We start from the raw sequence: 16350 nt of genomic DNA, 5'->3' as shown, positions 1-16350 counted from the left end.
GCCCATTAAAGCGGTACGCGAGCTGGGTTTAGAACGTCGTGAGACAGTTCGGTCCCTATCCGCTGCGCGCGTTGGAGTCTTGAGAAGGGCTGTCCCTAGTACGAGAGGACCGGGACGGACGGACCTCTGGTGTGCCAGTTGTTCTGCCAAGGGCATGGCTGGTTGGCTACGTTCGGGAGGGATAACCGCTGAAAGCATCTAAGCGGGAAGCCTGCTTCGAGATGAGGGCTCCCACCTACTTGATGGGGTAAGGCTCCCAGTAGACGACTGGGTTGATAGGCCGGATGTGGAAGCCTTGTGAGGGGTGGAGCTGACCGGTACTAATAGGCCGAGGGCTTGTCCATATGTGTTCGCGTCCACTGTGTGGTTCTGAAGCAACCAGCACCCCACCCACCCCTGTGACAGGGGTGCGGGTGTGGGTTGGTGTGTTTCACTGTGTTTCGGTGGTCATAGCGTGAGGGAAACGCCCGGTTACATTCCGAACCCGGAAGCTAAGCCTTTCAGCGCCGATGGTACTGCAGGGGGGACCCTGTGGGAGAGTAGGACACCGCCGAACAATCATTCAGCTCGGGTCCTCCGAAGAAATTCGGAGGACCCGAGCTTTTTTTGCGTTGTGCGGGCGCCGGCGCTATCGGTCGAGGAACATCGCCGCCACGGCGCCGGCAACCGCCAGAGCCGCGGCCGCAGCGAGGGCGGCACGGAAGCCGTCGGCAAACGACGCCCCCGAACCGTAGGAGCCCGCGGCAGTGAAGGCCGCCGACAGGATGGCCACGCCGAAGGCGCCGCCGAGCTGGCGGGTGGTGCTGTAGGCGCCCGAGGCCATGGGGATGTCGGCCGGAGCGCTCGTGCTGACCACGGCCTTGGTGACCGCCGGAATGCCCAGCGCGAAGCCGATCCCGGCCAGCGACATCGGCACCACCATGGACAGGTACGAAGCACCGGAGGTGCACGCCACCGCCAGCCAGGCCATGCCGGCACTCTGGAAGACCAGACCCGCGACGGCGAGCGGCCGCTCGCCCAGGCGGTCGGTCAGCGCCCCGGAACTCGCGGCCAGCAGCACCGGCGGCACCCCCCAGGGCAGCATCCGCAGTCCCGTCGCGAAGGGGCCCTCGCCCAGGCTGATTTGCTGGTACTGCGTCATGAGGAACACGGCCCCCGTCATCGAGCTGCTGAGCAGCAGGATCACCGCGTTGCCCGCCGAGAAGGAGCGCGAGCGGAAGAGCCGCAACGGCAGCATGGGGGCGGGCGTACGGGCCTCTATCGCGACGAAGGCCACCGCGAGGACCGCGCCACCGGCGAGCGTGCCGACCACCTCCGCGCTGCCCCAGCCGGCGGCCCCCGAGCGGACCAGGCCCCAGACCAGGCCGACGGCTGCGAGGGTGAAGACGGTCAGGCCCGGCAGGTCGACGGGGGCGTGCCGGTTGCCGTAGCCCTCCTCGGTGCGGCGCAGCACAGCGGGGATCGCCAGCAGGCCGATCGGCACGTTCAGCCAGAAGATCCACTCCCAGGCGAGCCCCTGGGTGAGCACCCCGCCGATCACGGGGCCCAGGACGACGGCGGTGCTGCCGAGGCTGCCGTAGATGCCGATCGCCCAGCCCCTGCGGGCCGGCGGGAAGGCGGAGTTCAGCAGGCCGAGGGCGAGCGGCATGATGGCGGCGGCGCCGACACCCTGCACGGTGCGGGCCGCGATGAGCACGCCCGTGTTGGGTGCGAGCGCGCAGGCCACCGAGGCGAGCGAGAACAGGGCGAAGCCGGCGGCGAGGAAGCGCCGCCGGCCGTAGCGGGCGCCGAGCGCGGCCGCCGTCATCAGCAGGACGGCGAAGCTGAGCGTGTAGGCGTTGACCGTCCACTCCAGGTCGGTCATGGAGGCGTGCAGGTCGCGCTGGATCGCGGTCAGGGCGGTGGCCACCACGAGCATGTCGAGGATGACCATGAACGAGCCGACGGACGCCAGGCCCAGGGCCCACCGCTGCTGCGATGTCAGGGGCAGCCGTCCCGGTGCGGTGTCGTTCGGCGGCACGACACCGCGCGGCGGTGCCTTGTCGGGCGATGCAGGGGCGGGTGTTGCTGGGGAACTCACGTGTCCTCCGAATACGGTGTCGAGCGGTCGTGTCGTACGGACACCGCGCCGCCCGGAAACGTGTCGCGGGCCGCGACCGTGGCATCGCGGCACATCCCCTCCGATCGGCTCCCTTCCGGGGAAGCCCCTTCTCGCCGGCCGCCCCGATCCCCGCCCCGCCCCGAAAGCACCGTCCGCGGCGATGACTTCCGCACCCCGTCGGTGTCTGCACACGTGCAGAGGCGTGAAGGAGGCGCGGGGTATGGCGGCGACACAGGTGGCGGCGAGTGTGCTGGCGCGGGCGAGGTCAGGGGACGGCGAGGCGTTCCGGCAGCTCACCGAGCCCTACCGGCAGGAGTTGCAGGTGCACTGCTACCGCATGCTCGGCTCCGTGCAGGACGCCGAGGACCTGCTGCAGGAGACGCTGCTGGCGGCCTGGCGCGGCCTCGCGGCCTACGAGGAGCGCTCCTCGGTGCGCACCTGGCTGTACCGCATCGCCACCAACCGCTGCCTGAACGCGCTGCGGGACAGCTCCCGGCGCCTCGCGCGGCCCCCGGTGGCCGCCAAGCCGTGGCTGCCGGAGCCGACGCACCGCGGCAGCGAGCCGGTCTGGCTGGAGCCGTACCCCGACCTCCTCATGGCGGACCTGCCGGATCGGGCGCCGGGTCCCGCCGCCCGCTACGAGCAGCGCGAGTCGGTCTCCCTGGCCTTCCTGTCCGCGCTGCAGCACCTTCCGGCGCGGCAGCGGGCGGTGCTGGTGCTGCGGGACGTGCTGGGCTATCGCGCGGCCGAGGCCGCCGAGATGCTCGGTACGACGAGCGCCGCGGTGAACAGCGCGCTGAGCCGGGCACGGGCAACGCTCGCGGCCGAGGTGCCCGCGGGTCCGGACCGGGAGGCGGCACCCGCGCCCGGCTCGGCGCTGGAGCGGCAGGTGGCGGCGCGCTTCGTGCGGGCCTTCGAGAGCGGCGACATCGACGCCGTGGTCGCCCTGCTCACCGACGACGTGCTGCTGACGATGCCGCCGCTGCCGCTGGAGTACCGGGGTGCCGCGGCCGCGGGGAACTTCCTGCGGGCGCCGCAGATGGCCTCGTGCCACCGCTACGTGCTGGTGGCGACGCGGGCCAACGGGCAGCCGGCGTACGGGTGCTACTTGCGTACCCCCGACAACGCGATCCTGCACGGGCACGGGGTGATGGTGCTGACGCTGGCGGGCGGGCGGATCTCGGGGCTGACCCGCTTCACGGACAACGCCCTGCTGCCGGTGTTCGGCCTGCCCCGCTCGCTGCGCTACGGCGGCCCGGCCCGCAGGCCCGGCAACACCCTTACAGCTCCGGCATCTTGAGCTTCGTCATCACCGACCGCACCGTGCTGATCAGCGCCGGCCGGTAGCGGTCGATGTCGGGCTGGGAGTAGGGCGTGGTGTCGTAGGTGACGGTGGGGTCGCCGTCGTCGGGCTCGGTGCGCTGGATGGTGAGGCCGACCACGATGACGGCGCCGCCCTGCAGCACCTTGAGCTGGATCTGGCTGGGGATCACCGTCAGCAGGTAGGCCTGGTCGCCGAGGCCGGGGACGGTGGTGACGGTGTCGGCGCGCTGCACGGTCTGCCAGTCCAGTGCCCGCTCGTCGTGGAACTCCGGGCCGGGGTCGGTCTTCTTGTGCAGTTCGACGGAGACGGTGGCGAGGTATTCGAACTGGGCGTGCTTGGCCTCGGGGTCGGTGGTGGAGACGGCGGTGCAGTCGACGCGGTCGAGTGCGGGGCCGGTGGACTCGTTGGCCGGCCAGGGGCTGAAGCCGTCGGCGGGGGTGGCGTCGAAGAGCGGCTCGAGGGCGCTGCCGATGCAGGGGCTGCCGACGATGCGGTAGCCGTGCAGGTCGGGGCCGTGGTGGTGGGCGCGCTCGGCGAGGGTGCCACCGGCCGCCCATCCGGCCGAGGCGACGAGGGCGCCGGCCAGCGCCCAGGCCCAGGGGGCGCGGGCGAGGGGCCAGGTGCCGGGCGGGCGGGGGGCCCGCGGGGTGCGGCGGGGCGGGCGCAGCGGTTCGGTGCCGCCGCTGAGGACGTCGCCGCCGAGGACGCCGGGCGTGAGAGCGCCGGTGCCGTCGAGGACGTCGGGGGTGGCCGCTCCCGGGGTGTCGCGGCTGTGCTGCCCGGCGGGGTCCTCGCCGGACCCGCCGGTCATCTCCGGTTCCGAGATCACGGGCGTGCCCCCTTACGGCTGCCTCGGCGTCATGCCGGTGACGGCTCAAGTATGGGGAGGGAAACGGCCGCGGTGACAGAGGCCGCGTGCCCGCGCGGTGCGGGCGCGGCGCGGGTCAGGCGATTCTGGCCAGGTCGGCGGCGTGGACGGCGCCGAGCAGCGGTTCGCCCCGGATCCACCGTTCGACGTCGTCCACGGCGTGGCGGCCCAGGCGCTGGACCTCGGTGCCCTGGGCGCCGGCGATGTGCGGGGTGATCAGGACGTTGCGCAGGGCGAGGAGCCGGTGGCCGCGGGGGAGGGGCTCGGGTTCGGTGACGTCGAGGTAGGCGTCGATGCGGCCGGTGGCGCACTCGCGGGTGAGGGCGTCGGTGTCGACGAGGCTGCCGCGGGCGGTGTTGACCAGGGCGGCGCCGTCGCGCAGCAGACCGAGCCGCCGGGCGTCGAGCAGGTGGCGGGTCTCGGGCAGGTCGGGTGCGTGGACGGTGACGACGTCGCTGCCGCGGCACAGGTCGTCCAGGTCGGTGAGGGTGGCGCCCAGTGCGGCGGCCTCGGCGGGGGTGACGTAGGGGTCGGCGAGCAGGATGCGGAAGCCGGTGGGGGCGGCGCGCAGGCGGGCGATGACACCGCGGCCGATGCGGGAGGCGCCGATCACGCCGATGACGGCCCCGTCGGCGCCGCGCCGCTCGGTCAGGGCGGGTTGGCGGCCCGCCACGTAGTCGGCGGCGGTGCCCAGGGCGCGGCGGGCGGCGAACCACACGGCGGCCATGGTGTAGTCCACGACGGGGGCGGCGTTGGCGTCGGCGGCCGAGGAGACGGCGATGCCGCGGGCGAACACCTCGGGCCGGACGTGGCCCTTGACGGTGCCGGCGGCGTGCACGACGGCGGCCAGGCGCGGGGCGCGGGCGAGGGCGGCGGTGTCCAGGACGGGGGCGCCCCAGCCGGTGAGCAGCACCTGGGCGTCGGCGAGGGGGGCGGCCGCGGCGGGTTCTGCGGTGTCGGTGACGAGGACCGGGTGGACGTCGGCGAGGGCGTCGAGCCGGGCCCGCAGCGCCGGCGGGAGGACGAGGGCCAGGACGTCGGGGGCCATCGCCAGCACCAGCTTCGGGCGGTCCGCCATGTGCGCCCCTCGGGTCTGATCGGCAGGTAATCGTTTTCTTTCCGGCGAGGGGAGCCTAAGGCGGGTCGGGGGTGCCGTCAACGCCCGCAGAGGGCCGGGACGTTGTGCGACGGTGGTTCCGGGAGGGCGCGCGAGGGGTCCGGCGGGGCACAGTAAGCGTTTCCTTTCCGTGGGAGGCGGCGGTCGGGAAGGCGCGGGCGGGGTGAACGCGGGCGCGGCCCGGTCCGTACAGGTCTTACGGATCGGTGAACGGGCGCCAGGACGGCGCCGGGGGCGTGGGCGCGGGGTTAGCGTGAAGGCCGCAGGGCCGCCCGCGCGAGTGCCGGCCGAGCCGTGCCGAAAGGGTTCGTACGTCGTGGTCACGCTGGTGCTCATCGGGCTGGTGGGCGGCTTCCTCACGGGCATCTCCCCGTGCGTGCTGCCGGTGCTGCCCGTGGTCTTCCTCACCGCGGGCGCGCGGCCCGCGGGCTCGGCCCGCGGCCGGGCCGCCGTCCGGCAGGAGGCACGGCAGCGCGCGGACCGGCGCCGCCCCTACCTCGTGGTCGCCGGACTCGCGCTGAGCTTCGCGGTGTTCACGCTGCTGGGCACCCTGGTGCTGGGCGCGCTGCCGCTGCCCGCCGACAGCATCCGCTGGGCGGGCCTGGCGGTGCTCACCGTGCTGGGCGTGGCGATGATGGTGCCGCGGGTGCAGGACCTGCTGGAGCGGCCCTTCGCCTACCTGGGGCGGCGCCAGGTGCCGGGCGGGCGCGGCGGGTTCGTCCTGGGGCTGGCGCTGGGCGCGGTGTACGTGCCGTGCGCGGGCCCGGTGCTGGCCGCGATCACCGTCGCCGGGGCCACCCACCGCATCGGCGTCCAGACCGTCGCCCTGACCGCGGCCTTCGCGGTGGGCACGGCGGCCCCGCTGCTGTTCTTCGCGCTGGCCGGGCGGGGCGTGGCCGAGCGGGTGCGGGCCTTCCGGGAGCGGCAGCGGGCGGTGCGCTTCGCCGCCGGCGTGGTCGTCATCGCGCTGGCGGTGGCCCTGACGTTCAACGTCACCGACGCGATCCAGCGGGCGGTGCCGGACTACACCGCGAGCCTGAACAAGGCGCTGGACGGCACCAAGGCGGCCAAGGAGCTCGCCCCCAAGCAGGCGGCGGGCCTGCAGAAGTGCGCGGCGGCGCCGGCGATCGACCTCGCCGACTGCGGCCCGGCGCCCGCGGTCTCCGGCATCCAGCAGTGGCTGGACACCCCGGGCGGGCGGCCGCTGACGAAGGCGGACCTCGCCGGGAAGGTCGTCCTGGTCGACTTCTGGGCGTACTCGTGCATCAACTGCCAGCGGGCGATCCCGCACGTCGAGGCGTGGTACCGGGCCTACCGGGACGACGGGCTGGTCGTCATCGGCGTGCACACCCCCGAGTACGCCTTCGAGCACGTGCCCGCGAACGTCGCGGCGGGCGTGAAGCGGCTGCACATCACCTATCCGGTGGCGCTGGACAACGCGTACACGACGTGGAACGCCTTCGGCAACGACTCCTGGCCCGCGTCCTACCTGATCGACTCCCGGGGCCAGGTACGGCACGTGGCGGTGGGAGAGGGCGGCTACGGCGACGACGAGACGCTGATCCGCCAGCTGCTCGCCGCTGCCCACCCCGGCCACGCCCTGCCGAGGCCGACCGATGTGCCCGACACCACACCGGGCGACGATGACCAGTCCCCGGAGACCTACCTCGGCTCGGACCGGGCCCAGTTCGGGGCGGACGGGCCGCTGGACAACGGCACCCGCACCTATCCGCCGGCCGCGCCGCCGGTGCCCGGCTCCTTCGCGCTCTCCGGCACGTGGACGGTCGGCGGCGAGGCGATCACCTCGGGCCGGCAGGCGTCGATCGAGCTGAACTTCTCCGCGGACGACGTCTACCTCGACGTCGGCGGCACCGGCACGATCACCGCGCGCTTCGGCAGCACGACGAAGACCTTCCACGTCTCGGGCGCACCCGACATCTATCCGGTGGTCAGCGGCAGCAGCCCGCGGCAGGGCGTGCTCACGGTGACCTTGAGCCCGGGGCTGAGCGCGTACTCCTTCACCTTCGGATGACGGCCTCGGGCACGCCCGGGGCGCCTGGAGGGCGCCTGAAGCGTGCCCGGGAAGTGCCGGCAAGGCGCCTTGAGGGGCCGTCAGCGGATGCGCAGGGCGTCGGGGACGGCCGGGGCCAGCGCCTCCGCGGTGGCGTCGCCGAGGGCGAGCCGCAGGTCGGCGTCCTGCCACAGGGGGGCCTGCCAGCGGGCCAGCGCCTGCTCGGGGGAGCGCAGGACGGCCAGCGCGGGCAACCCGGCCTCGCGCCCGTCGGCGAGCAGCGCGGGCAGTTCGGGGACGGGCGCGAGGGCGGCGACGTCGTCGAGGACGAAGGTCAGTGGTGGGTCGAGCCGACCGGCGGGTGACCCTGCGGCCATGCGCCGGCCGTGCTCGACCACGCTGGAGACGAGCGCGGTGAGCAGCGGCATCGCGCCCGGGTGGGAGCGCGGGTCCTCGATCCGCTCGCCCACTACGTACAGCGTTCCCCGTTCGGCGGCGAACGATTCCACGTCCAGGCCCCCGGAACTGCCCGGGCTGCACGCGTCGCGGATGTGCACGGCGTTCAGCGGCTCCAGCGCCCGGCGGATCAGCGCCTGGGCGGCGTCGCGCCGCTCGGGGTGGGCGTGCAGCACCGACTCCAGCTCGCCGCTCCACCCCGAGGCGGCCGCGCGGTCGGTGCGCAGCACGCGGACGGCCTCGCCGGCCGCCGCGCCGCCGGCCGCCCAGCGCTGCACCTGCCGGAAGGGCCGCCCGTCGACGGCGGCCGCGTGCAGCCAGCAGCGCAGCAGCGTCACCGCGGTGTCGTGGACGACGGCCTCCTCCGCGCGGGCGGTGCGCAAGGGCGCCAGCAGGGCGGCCGCCCGAAGCCGGGCCGTGCCGGGCAGTTCGCACTCCCCGTGCGGGGCCCAGCGCAGCCGGCCGGGGACGTCCACCAGGTGCGCGGGGTCGTAGACGAGCACCGGGCCGAGCTTGGCGCGGTTGCCGGCGGTCTGGTGGTAGGTGTCGGGGTCGGCGGTGGTGACGAGGACGGGTCCCGCGGCGGCCAGCACGGCCGGCTGCACCAGGCGCTTGGCCTTGTCGCCGCGCGGCTCGGCGAACAGCGCGTAGGTGCCGGTGATCTCGCCGTCGGCCAGGGCCGCGAGGCGTGGGTCGGACGGCGGGGCCGGCGGGCTCTGGGGGGCCGGGGACAGCACGGCCGTGGGCGGGTCCTCGGGGTCGCCGGGTGGGACGGCCCGCGGCACCGTACGGAACCAGGCGTCCAGGCTCTCGTCGCCGCCCTTGGCGTACGGGGCCGGGCGGCGGCGCGGCGCGGGCACGGCGGTGGCGTCCGCGCCGTCCCGCGCCTCCTCGTCGCCGTAGGCGGCCTCCTCCCCGTACGGCGGGGCGGGCCTGGGGCGGCGGGGTTCGCGGCGTTTCGGGGGGCGGGTGCCGCGCAGCCGGGCGACCGCGTTCATCACCCGGACCGCGGCGACGACCAGCAGCACGGCCTGCCCGACGAACACCCACCAGAACAGCCCTGCGCCCGGCAGTTGGCGGGCCGGGGCCTGCGGCCAGGCGGCGGCCAGGTCGTGCGGCTGGGTGACCAGGGAGCGCATCGCGCGCGGGGTGCGGGTGAAGTGCACCGCGTCCGGCCAGGCGCCGTGGGCGAGCACGGCGGCGATCCCGGTGGCCGTCCACACCAGCAGGGTCACCGCGAGCAGGAGGCCGATGATCCCGATCAGCAGGCCGTCGGGCAGGCCGCCCGGTGACTCCTTCCGCCTGGCCATGACCTCACGCCACCGCGTCGTCTGCCATGTGCTCGGCGAGCGCGGCCTGGGCCGCCGCGTGCGCCTCCGCCCGTGCCTCGGCCTCGGCCTCCAGGTCCGCGTCGTGGTCCGCCGAACTCTCCGTCATGGCCCGGTCGGTGAAGACCAGCGGCCGCTCGGTCTCGGTGACCAGGTGCTTGACCACCTGCACGTTGCCGTTGACGTCCCACACCGCGATGCCCGGGGTCAGCGTCGGGATGATCTCCACCGACCAGCGCGGCAGGCCCAGCACCCGGCCGGTGGCTCTCGCCTCGTCGGCCTTCTGGGCGTAGATGGTGCGGGTGGAGGCCATCTTCAGGATCGCCGCCGCCTCCTTGGCCGCGGCGCCGTCCACCACGTCCGACAGGTGGTGCACCACCGCGACGAACGACAGGCCGAGCCGGCGGCCGAACTTCAGCAGCCGCTGGAACAACTGCGCCACGAACGGCGAGTTGATGATGTGCCAGGCCTCCTCGACCAGGAAGATGCGCTTCTTGCGGTCCGGCCTGATCCAGGTGTGCTCCAGCCACACCCCGACGATCGCCATCAGGATCGGCATGGCGATCGAGTTGCGGTCGATGTGCGAGAGGTCGAAGACGATCAGCGGCGAGTCCAGGTCGATGCCGACGCTGGTCGGCCCGTCGAACATGCCCCGCAGGTCGCCGTCGACCAGCCGGTCCAGCACCAGCGCCACGTCCAAGCCCCACGCGCGGACATCGTCGACCTCGACGTTCATGCCCTCGGTGGACTCCGGGACGGGGTGCCGCAGCCGGTCCACGATGTCGGTGAGGATCGGCTGGCGGTCCGTCACCGTCTCGGCGACGTAGGCGTGCGCGACCTTCAGCGCGAAGCCCGACCGCTCGTCCAGGCCGCGACCCATCGCCACCTCGATGATGGTCCGCAGCAGCGCCAGCTGGCCGGTGACCGTGATCGAGGGGTCCAGCGGGTTGAGCTTGATCCCGCCGTCCAGCGCCGCCATCGGGTCCAGCCGGATCGGGGTGATGCCCAGCGCGTTGGCGATCAGGTTCCACTCGCCGACGCCGTCCTCGCCCTGCGCGTCCAGCACCACCACCTGGCGGTCCTTGAACCGCAGCTGGCGCAGCACGTAGGTCTTCTCCAGCGCCGACTTGCCGTTGCCGGACTCGCCGAGCACCAGCCAGTGCGGGGCCGGCAGCTGCTGGCCGTAGAGCTGGAAGGGGTCGTAGATGTAGCCCTTGCCCGAGTAGACCTCCCGGCCGATGATCACCCCGGAGTCGCCCAGGCCCGGCGCGGCCGTCGGCAGGTAGACCGCCTGCGCCTGGCCCGTCGAGGTGCGTACGGGCAGCCGGGTGGTCTCCACCCGCCCGAACAGGAAACTGGTGAACGCGTCCGTGATCGCCGCAAGCGGGTCCGGCATCTGCATCGGTGACCTCCTCTTCTCGGCTCTTCCCGGCTCTTCTCAGCCCTGTCGTGTCCTGCCCTGTCCCTGCCCTGTCCTGCCGCGTGCCGTCCGGCTCCTCCCGGAGTCTTCTTCCCGCTCCCGGCGCCCCGGCCGGATCAGCGGCGGATGCCGGTGGCGAAGGGCAGGGTGTTGACGAAGGCCCGGTGGTGTTCACGATCGCACCATTCGAGCTTCAGATACGACTTTCCGGCCGACGCGCGGATGGTGCGCTTGTCGCGCGCCAGCGCCTCGGGGGAGCGCGAGGAGACCGTGATGTAGCCGACCAGGTTCACCCCGGCGGCGCCGCTGGCCAGGTCCTGGCCGCGCTGGTCCACCCGGCCGTGCTGGGCCACATCCCGCGGGTCGATCACCCGGTTCATCTTCGCGGCCCGGCTCGCCTCGGCGTCGTCGTTGGTCTTCTCCGTCAGCATCCGCTCGATGGCGACATCGGTGGGCTCCAGGTCCATCGTCACCGCGACCGTGCGGATCACGTCGGGGGTGTGCACCAGCAGCGGAGCAAGGAAGTTCACCCCGACGGGCGTCATCGGCCACTCCTTGACCCAGGCGGTGGCGTGGTGCCAGGGCGCCCGGGTCGCCGACTCACGCGTCTTGGCTTGCAGGAACGTCGGCTCGGTGGCGTCCATCTCGGCCGGCCAGGCGTTGCGCCGGGTCATCGCCTGGATGTGGTCGATCGGGTGGTCCGGGTCGTACATCGAGTGGATCAGCGAGGCCAGACGCGCCTGGCCGAGCGGCTGGCGGACCCGGATGTCGGCCTCGGCCAGCCGCGCGCAGATGTCGTTGAGCTCACGGGCCATCACCGCGGCCAGGCCGCTGTCCTTGTCCACCTTCGCGCCGCGCACGGTCGTCGCCCGGGCCATCGCGTTGCCCTCGGCGGCCAGCTCCCGGGTGAAGTGCATGCACGCCACCAGGTAGGCGCGGTGCTGCTCGGAGGAGGTGGACACCATCGACTGCAGCTGGTCGTAGGAGTCCTTCAGCCACTGCTCGGCGGCCGGCTCGCCGCGCTGGGCCACGTCCTTGGCGTGCGCGTCGGGGTCGGCGGGCAGGGTGCGGGCGAGCATCTGCAGCCGCGTCACGAAGCCGTCCCCGTTGGCGACATGCTTGAGCAGGGTGCCGAAGCGTTCCACCAGGGCTTCCTGGTCCTCGCTGTCGCGCAGGCCCACGCCCGGGCCCTCGATCTCGATGGCGGCGGTCACCGTGCGGCGGTCCACGTGCAGCAGCACCGCGATCTCGTCCGGGCCGAAGGGCGCCGACAGCCAGGTGATCCGGCCGATCCCCGGCGGCGGCCCCACCTCGACCTCCCGCCCGTCCAGCCGGGTGCCGGCCTCCTGCACCGAGGAGCGGTAGGTGGGCGCGACCCGCAGGGTGCGGCGGTAGGTGCGGTTGATCTCGAACCAGCGGTAGAACGTGCGCCGCCGGTAGGGCATGTAGACCGCGGCCAGCGCCAGCAGCGGCCAGCCGACCAGCCCGACGATCCGCAGCAGCAGCACCGGGATCAGCAGGCCGCACAGCATGCCCAGACCCGCGCCCGCGATGATCAGCGCGATCTCGCCGGTCTCCCGGTTCTTGCCGACGATCGCGTTCGGACGCGACTTGCCGATCAGATACGTCCGGCGCGGCTGGGCGAAGGGCTGGGTCGTCACCGGCGCTCACCTCCCTGCGAAGAGCCGTTGTTCGTTCCCGTACCCGGTCCGCGGCCGGGGCCCGACCGGTACGGGGAGCCGCCGAGCGGACCGCTGCCGGAGCGTGGGGCGGCCGGGCCGTCCGCGCCGCCGGAGCCGCCGCCGCGGGCGCTGTGGGCGGCGATGCCGCCGGAGACCGGGTTCGCCGGCTGGCCGCCGCCCTGCGGCTGCTCCGCACCCCGGGCGCTGTGGGTGGTGATGCCCTGGCGGACCAGCGCGGCCGGCGAGGAGATCACCGCGGCGGCCTGGCTCTGGCCGCCGGCCTTGCGGCCGGCCCGCAGCGAGACCACGTCGTCGCCGAAGCCGGGCACGAAGCGGTAGATCATGAAGCTGGCGAAGATGGCCAGCAGGATGATCGCCAGGCCCGAGACGACGGCGGAGAAGGCGTCGGGGCCGTCCTTCGTCGACGACAGCGCGCCGGCCAGGCCCAGCACCACCACGATCACCGGCTTCACCAGGATCACCGCGATCATGATGCCGGCCCAGCGCCTGACGTGGTGCCACATGTTCTTGTCCACCAGGCCCGCGTACACCGCGGTGCCGAGCAGGGCGCCCACGTAGAGCAGGGCGGCGCGGATCACCAGCTCCAGCCAGAGCACGCCGGCGGCCAGCACCGAGACCAGCGAGACCACGATGAGCATGATCGGGCCGCCGCCGATGTCGGTGCCCTTCTGCAGGGCGCTGGAGAAGGAGCCGAAGAAGACGTCGGTGTTGGACTTGGTGCCCGAGGAGATCACGTCGGTGACGGCGTCGGTGGCCGACACCACGGTGTAGAGCACCAGCGGCGTGAAGGCCGAGGCGAGCACGGTCAGCCACAGGAAGCCGACCGCCTCGGTGAGCGCCTCGGTCATCGGCACCCCGCGCACCGCCCGCTTGGCGACCGCCAGCAGCCACAGGATCAGCGTCAGGATTGTCGAGGCGGCGAACACCACGGCGTACTGGCGCAGGAAGGCGGTGTTGGTGAAGTCGACCTCGGAGGTCTTGGTGACGGCGGTGGAGAGCTTGTCGATGGTCCAGGAGGCGGCTTCGGCGCAGCCCTTGCCGAGCGAGGTGAGGGGGTCGAGCGAACTCGTCGGGTCGGAGCCGCCCTTGGGCGCCACGGGAGTGGTGCCGCTGGAGCAGTACTGCTTGGTGGGGCCCGACAGCAGGCGGCACGGGTCGTCGGAGGGCGTGGCCCCCGGCACGGTCCCGGTGGGTGTCGGTGTCGGGGCGGCCGCGGCCCGGGCCGCCAGCGACCAGAGCGCCGCCTGCGCGGCGAGGACGAGCGCGGGCAGGCCGACCGCCCGGCGGACGCGGGCGCTGCTACCTGGCATAGGTGAACCCTCCGTACTGCTGTACGGCACCCGCGATCTGGTCTGCCGTGGCGACCTGCTGGTCCCCGCTCACCGGAGCGGGGCCCTCCTTCTGGCTGGAGGCGCCGATCTTCCAGTCGCCGCCGCCCGCCGCGGTCCACACCAGCTTCTCGGTGATGGTGAACCACGACGTCGTCACGGGCTTGGTGGAGCCCTGCCCGGCGAGCCCGGACAGCGCGGTGCACCACACCTCCACGGTGGCCGCGTCCGCCGACTGCGCGGTGACCTTCGTGCCCACCGGCACCGTGCGCGAGACGAACGTCAGGCCCTGCGGCGCGGTCCCGTCGGCGTCCAGGCCCAGCGCGCGGATCGCGCTGCTGGAGTACGCCTGGTCGAGCTGGCCCTGGAGCGTCGCGGTGGCCTGCGGGGTGTAGAGGTCGGCCACGATCCGGTGCCGCGCGGCGGTGTCGAACATGTCGGTGCCGCCGAGCGCCACCGCGTAGTTCGCCGCCGCGGACTGGGCGCCCTGGGCGGTGTGCGGGAAGCCGGAGGGGATGCCGTCGGCCTTCGTGGTGACCGGTGCCGTGCCCGAGGGGGCGGTGGCGGTGCTGTGCCCCGCCGAGACGTGCGTGCCGCTGTCGGTGGCGCCGCCCGCGTCGTCGCTGGAGGAGGAGCTGCCGCCGCCGCGGGTGGCGAAGGCGAGCGCGGCGATCAGCACGACCACGACGCTCACCACCGTCACCAGGGCGCGCCGGGGCTGGGGCCGGCGCCCGGCGGTGCCCGGGCCGAGGTGGCCCTCGGGCATCCGGGTCCGGGTCGGCGGTCCGTCCGGGTCCTGACCGAAGCTCATCGCGCGGTCGCCCCCCGGCGCGCGGCGGGCAGGCCGCATCGGCGTGTGTCGCGGGCGACACCGCTGCTTGATCGAGTGGGCATCAGCACGCAGCCTCGGTCGGGACGGTCGGAACGGCTCATCGGGTACTCGGATGCTCAGGGGCGGTTCGGGGCCGGGGACGGGCTCCGGAACGCCGCCGGGGTACGGGCGCGCCGGCCGGGGCGGCCACGGTGCCGCCCCCGGGCGGGCCCTGACGGGACGTGAGGGCGGTCAGGGCTCAGATGGCCATCCCGTACACGATGGTGAAGAGCGTGCCCAGGGAGCCGATGATGAACACGCCGGTCAGCCCGGCGATGATCAGGCCCTTGCCCTGCTCCGCGCTGAAGGTGTCGCGCAGCGCGGTCGCGCCGATGCGCTGCTTGGCCGCGCCCCAGATCGCGATGGCCAGGCACAGCAGGATCGCCACGGCCATGACCACCTCGACCATCACACGTGCTTCGTTGCCCAGGGACCCGAAGGGCCCCCAGTCCGGGGCGATGCCACCGATGATGGTGTTGATGTCGCCCTTCGCCGCTGCCAGAAACATGTAACTCACCACCCCGCTCGATCAGTTGGCTCCCTCGCCGGGGCGCAAGGGGCCATCATCTATCTTGACGGAGGATTCCGCTGTTGGATGTCGACTGGGCGACTTTCTCGGCGGATCGTCCGTGTGATCCGGGCCGCAGCAGTCAGACTGTGACACGGACCGGTGTTCGAGAGACGCAGTCGACTACTCTGTGTATCACGAGCATCACCGTAGGGCAACGATAAGGACGGGAACGTACGGACCGTACGGAACCCGCGCCGAGCGGAGGGTGGGGCCGTGGGACGCCGGGTCTGGCTCGTCGTCAGCATCACCGTCGGCCTGTGCTTCTCGTTCATCGCGCTGCTGGTGGTCGGCACCTTCTCGGCGGCCGCCGGGCTCGCCGGCGGCAGTGGCCGCGAGGTGACGCTGGCCAAGGGCGCCGTGCCGGAGGAGTACGCGGCCCTGGTGCTCAAGTGGGGCGACCTGTGCGCGGCCCTCAACCCGGCGGTACTCGCGGCGCAGCTGTACCAGGAGAGCGGCTGGAACGCGCACGCCCAGAGCCCGGCCGAGGCACAGGGCATCGCGCAGTTCATCCCCTCCACCTGGGCCACCCACGGCATCGACGGGAACGGCGACGGCAAGGCCGACGTCTGGGACCCGCAGGACGCGATCCCCTCGGCGGCCACGTACGACTGCGAGCTGGCCGACTACGTCAAGGACGTGCCCGGCGACACCACCGACAACATGCTCGCCTCCTACAACGCCGGTGCCTACGCGGTGATCCAGGCCGGCGGCATCCCGCCGTACGCCGAGACGCAGCACTACGTGAAGTCCATCCGCACCCTGGCGGAGAGCTTCGCGGCGCCCGTCTCGCGCCTCGCGCCCTCCGAGCAGGCGGCGGGGGCGATCAACTACGCGCAGTCCAAGCTCGGCACGAAGTACCTGTGGGGCGGTGAGGGGACGGCCGCGCAGGGCGGGCGGTTCGACTGCTCGGGCCTGACGCAGGCCGCGTACCGCTCGGTCGGGATCACGCTGCCCCGGGTGGCCAACGACCAGTGGAACGCCGGCCCGCACCCCTCCCGCGCCGAACTCCTCCCCGGCGACCTGGTGTTCTTCGCCTACGACCTGAACGACCCGCGCTCCATCCACCACGTCGGGATCTACGTCGGCGGCGGCTACATGATCGACGCGCCGCACACCGGGGCGGTCATCCGCTTCGACCGGATCGACAGCGCGGACTACATCGGGGCGACGCGGGTCACCGACGACGGGGCGCAGGCGCTGCCGACGCAGGCGGGGGCCTGAGGGGCCCTCATTCCGTCCGGGAACAGGTTGA

General features: G+C 73.3%; 12 protein-coding genes and 2 rRNA genes. 5 read left to right on the top strand and 9 right to left on the bottom strand.

The genetic code is table 11. The features are described from left to right. Together BLR33_RS31205 and rrf are read left to right on the top strand one after the other, a co-directional pair. A 23S ribosomal RNA gene (locus BLR33_RS31205) occupies positions 1–344 on the top strand; the annotation flags it as partial. 95 nt (positions 345–439) lie between these two features. After that, positions 440–556: ribosomal RNA gene (gene rrf / locus BLR33_RS31200) — 5S ribosomal RNA — on the top strand. 72 nt (positions 557–628) lie between these two features. Here rrf and BLR33_RS31195 read toward each other — a convergent pair. Beyond that, a complete protein-coding gene (locus BLR33_RS31195; RefSeq protein WP_218136738.1) occupies positions 629–2080 on the bottom strand; it encodes an MFS transporter in 1452 nt (483 codons plus the stop codon). 241 nt (positions 2081–2321) lie between these two features. On the opposite strand from BLR33_RS31195, the gene BLR33_RS31190 reads away from it, so the two are divergent. Beyond that, complete coding sequence (locus tag BLR33_RS31190) at positions 2322–3401, top strand: sigma-70 family RNA polymerase sigma factor (RefSeq protein WP_093788008.1); 1080 nt, start codon at positions 2322–2324, stop codon at positions 3399–3401. Here the strand turns inward: BLR33_RS31190 and BLR33_RS31185 are convergent. Both BLR33_RS31185 and BLR33_RS31180 read right to left on the bottom strand, forming a co-directional pair. Beyond that, positions 3382–4254: a hypothetical protein gene (locus BLR33_RS31185; RefSeq protein WP_093788007.1), complete on the bottom strand. Its 873-nt coding sequence runs from the start codon at positions 4252–4254 to the stop codon at positions 3382–3384. The genes BLR33_RS31190 and BLR33_RS31185 overlap by 20 nt on opposite strands. Positions 4255–4369: 115 nt before the next feature. After that, positions 4370–5371, bottom strand: coding sequence for a hydroxyacid dehydrogenase (locus tag BLR33_RS31180; RefSeq protein ID WP_245771781.1), 1002 nt, complete (start codon positions 5369–5371; stop codon positions 4370–4372). 355 nt (positions 5372–5726) lie between these two features. Here BLR33_RS31180 and BLR33_RS31175 point away from each other — a divergent pair, with 355 nt between their 5' ends. After that, the gene (locus BLR33_RS31175; protein WP_093788006.1) at positions 5727–7442 is read left to right on the top strand and encodes a cytochrome c biogenesis protein DipZ; all 1716 of its coding nucleotides are present in this window, start codon (positions 5727–5729) and stop codon (positions 7440–7442) included. Positions 7443–7522: 80 nt separating this feature from the next. On the opposite strand, the gene BLR33_RS31170 is transcribed toward BLR33_RS31175, so the two are convergent. From BLR33_RS31170 to BLR33_RS31145, 6 genes are all read right to left on the bottom strand, one after another. Beyond that, positions 7523–9187 carry a type IV secretory system conjugative DNA transfer family protein gene (locus BLR33_RS31170; protein WP_093788005.1) on the bottom strand — a complete coding sequence of 555 codons (1665 nt, stop codon included), beginning with the start codon at positions 9185–9187 and terminating at the stop codon, positions 7523–7525. 4 nt (positions 9188–9191) lie between these two features. Next, positions 9192–10601 (bottom strand): ATP-binding protein, encoded by a 1410-nt coding sequence (locus BLR33_RS31165; RefSeq protein WP_093788025.1) that lies wholly within the window; start codon positions 10599–10601, stop codon positions 9192–9194. Between the two features lie 140 nt (positions 10602–10741). Next, the gene (locus BLR33_RS31160; RefSeq protein ID WP_093788004.1) at positions 10742–12286 is read right to left on the bottom strand and encodes an SCO6880 family protein; all 1545 of its coding nucleotides are present in this window, start codon (positions 12284–12286) and stop codon (positions 10742–10744) included. Further along, on the bottom strand, positions 12283–13638 hold the full coding sequence (locus BLR33_RS31155) for a hypothetical protein (protein ID WP_176930677.1): 1356 nt from the start codon (positions 13636–13638) through the stop codon (positions 12283–12285). The genes BLR33_RS31160 and BLR33_RS31155 overlap by 4 nt, the downstream gene beginning before the upstream one ends. After that, positions 13628–14467, bottom strand: a complete 840-nt coding sequence (locus BLR33_RS31150) for a hypothetical protein (protein ID WP_093788003.1) — start codon at positions 14465–14467, stop codon at positions 13628–13630. Before BLR33_RS31150 ends, BLR33_RS31155 begins: the two co-directional genes overlap by 11 nt. Before the next feature lie 259 nt (positions 14468–14726). After that, positions 14727–15035 (bottom strand): hypothetical protein, encoded by a 309-nt coding sequence (locus tag BLR33_RS31145; protein ID WP_093788002.1) that lies wholly within the window; start codon positions 15033–15035, stop codon positions 14727–14729. A gap of 276 nt (positions 15036–15311) precedes the next feature. On the opposite strand from BLR33_RS31145, the gene BLR33_RS31140 reads away from it, so the two are divergent. Next, complete coding sequence (locus BLR33_RS31140; RefSeq protein WP_093788001.1) at positions 15312–16319, top strand: C40 family peptidase; 1008 nt, start codon at positions 15312–15314, stop codon at positions 16317–16319. Positions 16320–16350 lie beyond the last annotated feature (31 nt).

The sequence above is a fragment of the Actinacidiphila guanduensis genome (assembly GCF_900103985.1).
In the GTDB taxonomy this organism is placed as follows: Bacteria; Actinomycetota; Actinomycetes; order Streptomycetales; family Streptomycetaceae; genus Actinacidiphila; species Actinacidiphila guanduensis.
The sequence above is the reverse complement of the archived record's forward strand: the minus strand, read 5'-3'. Positions and strand labels throughout refer to the sequence as shown.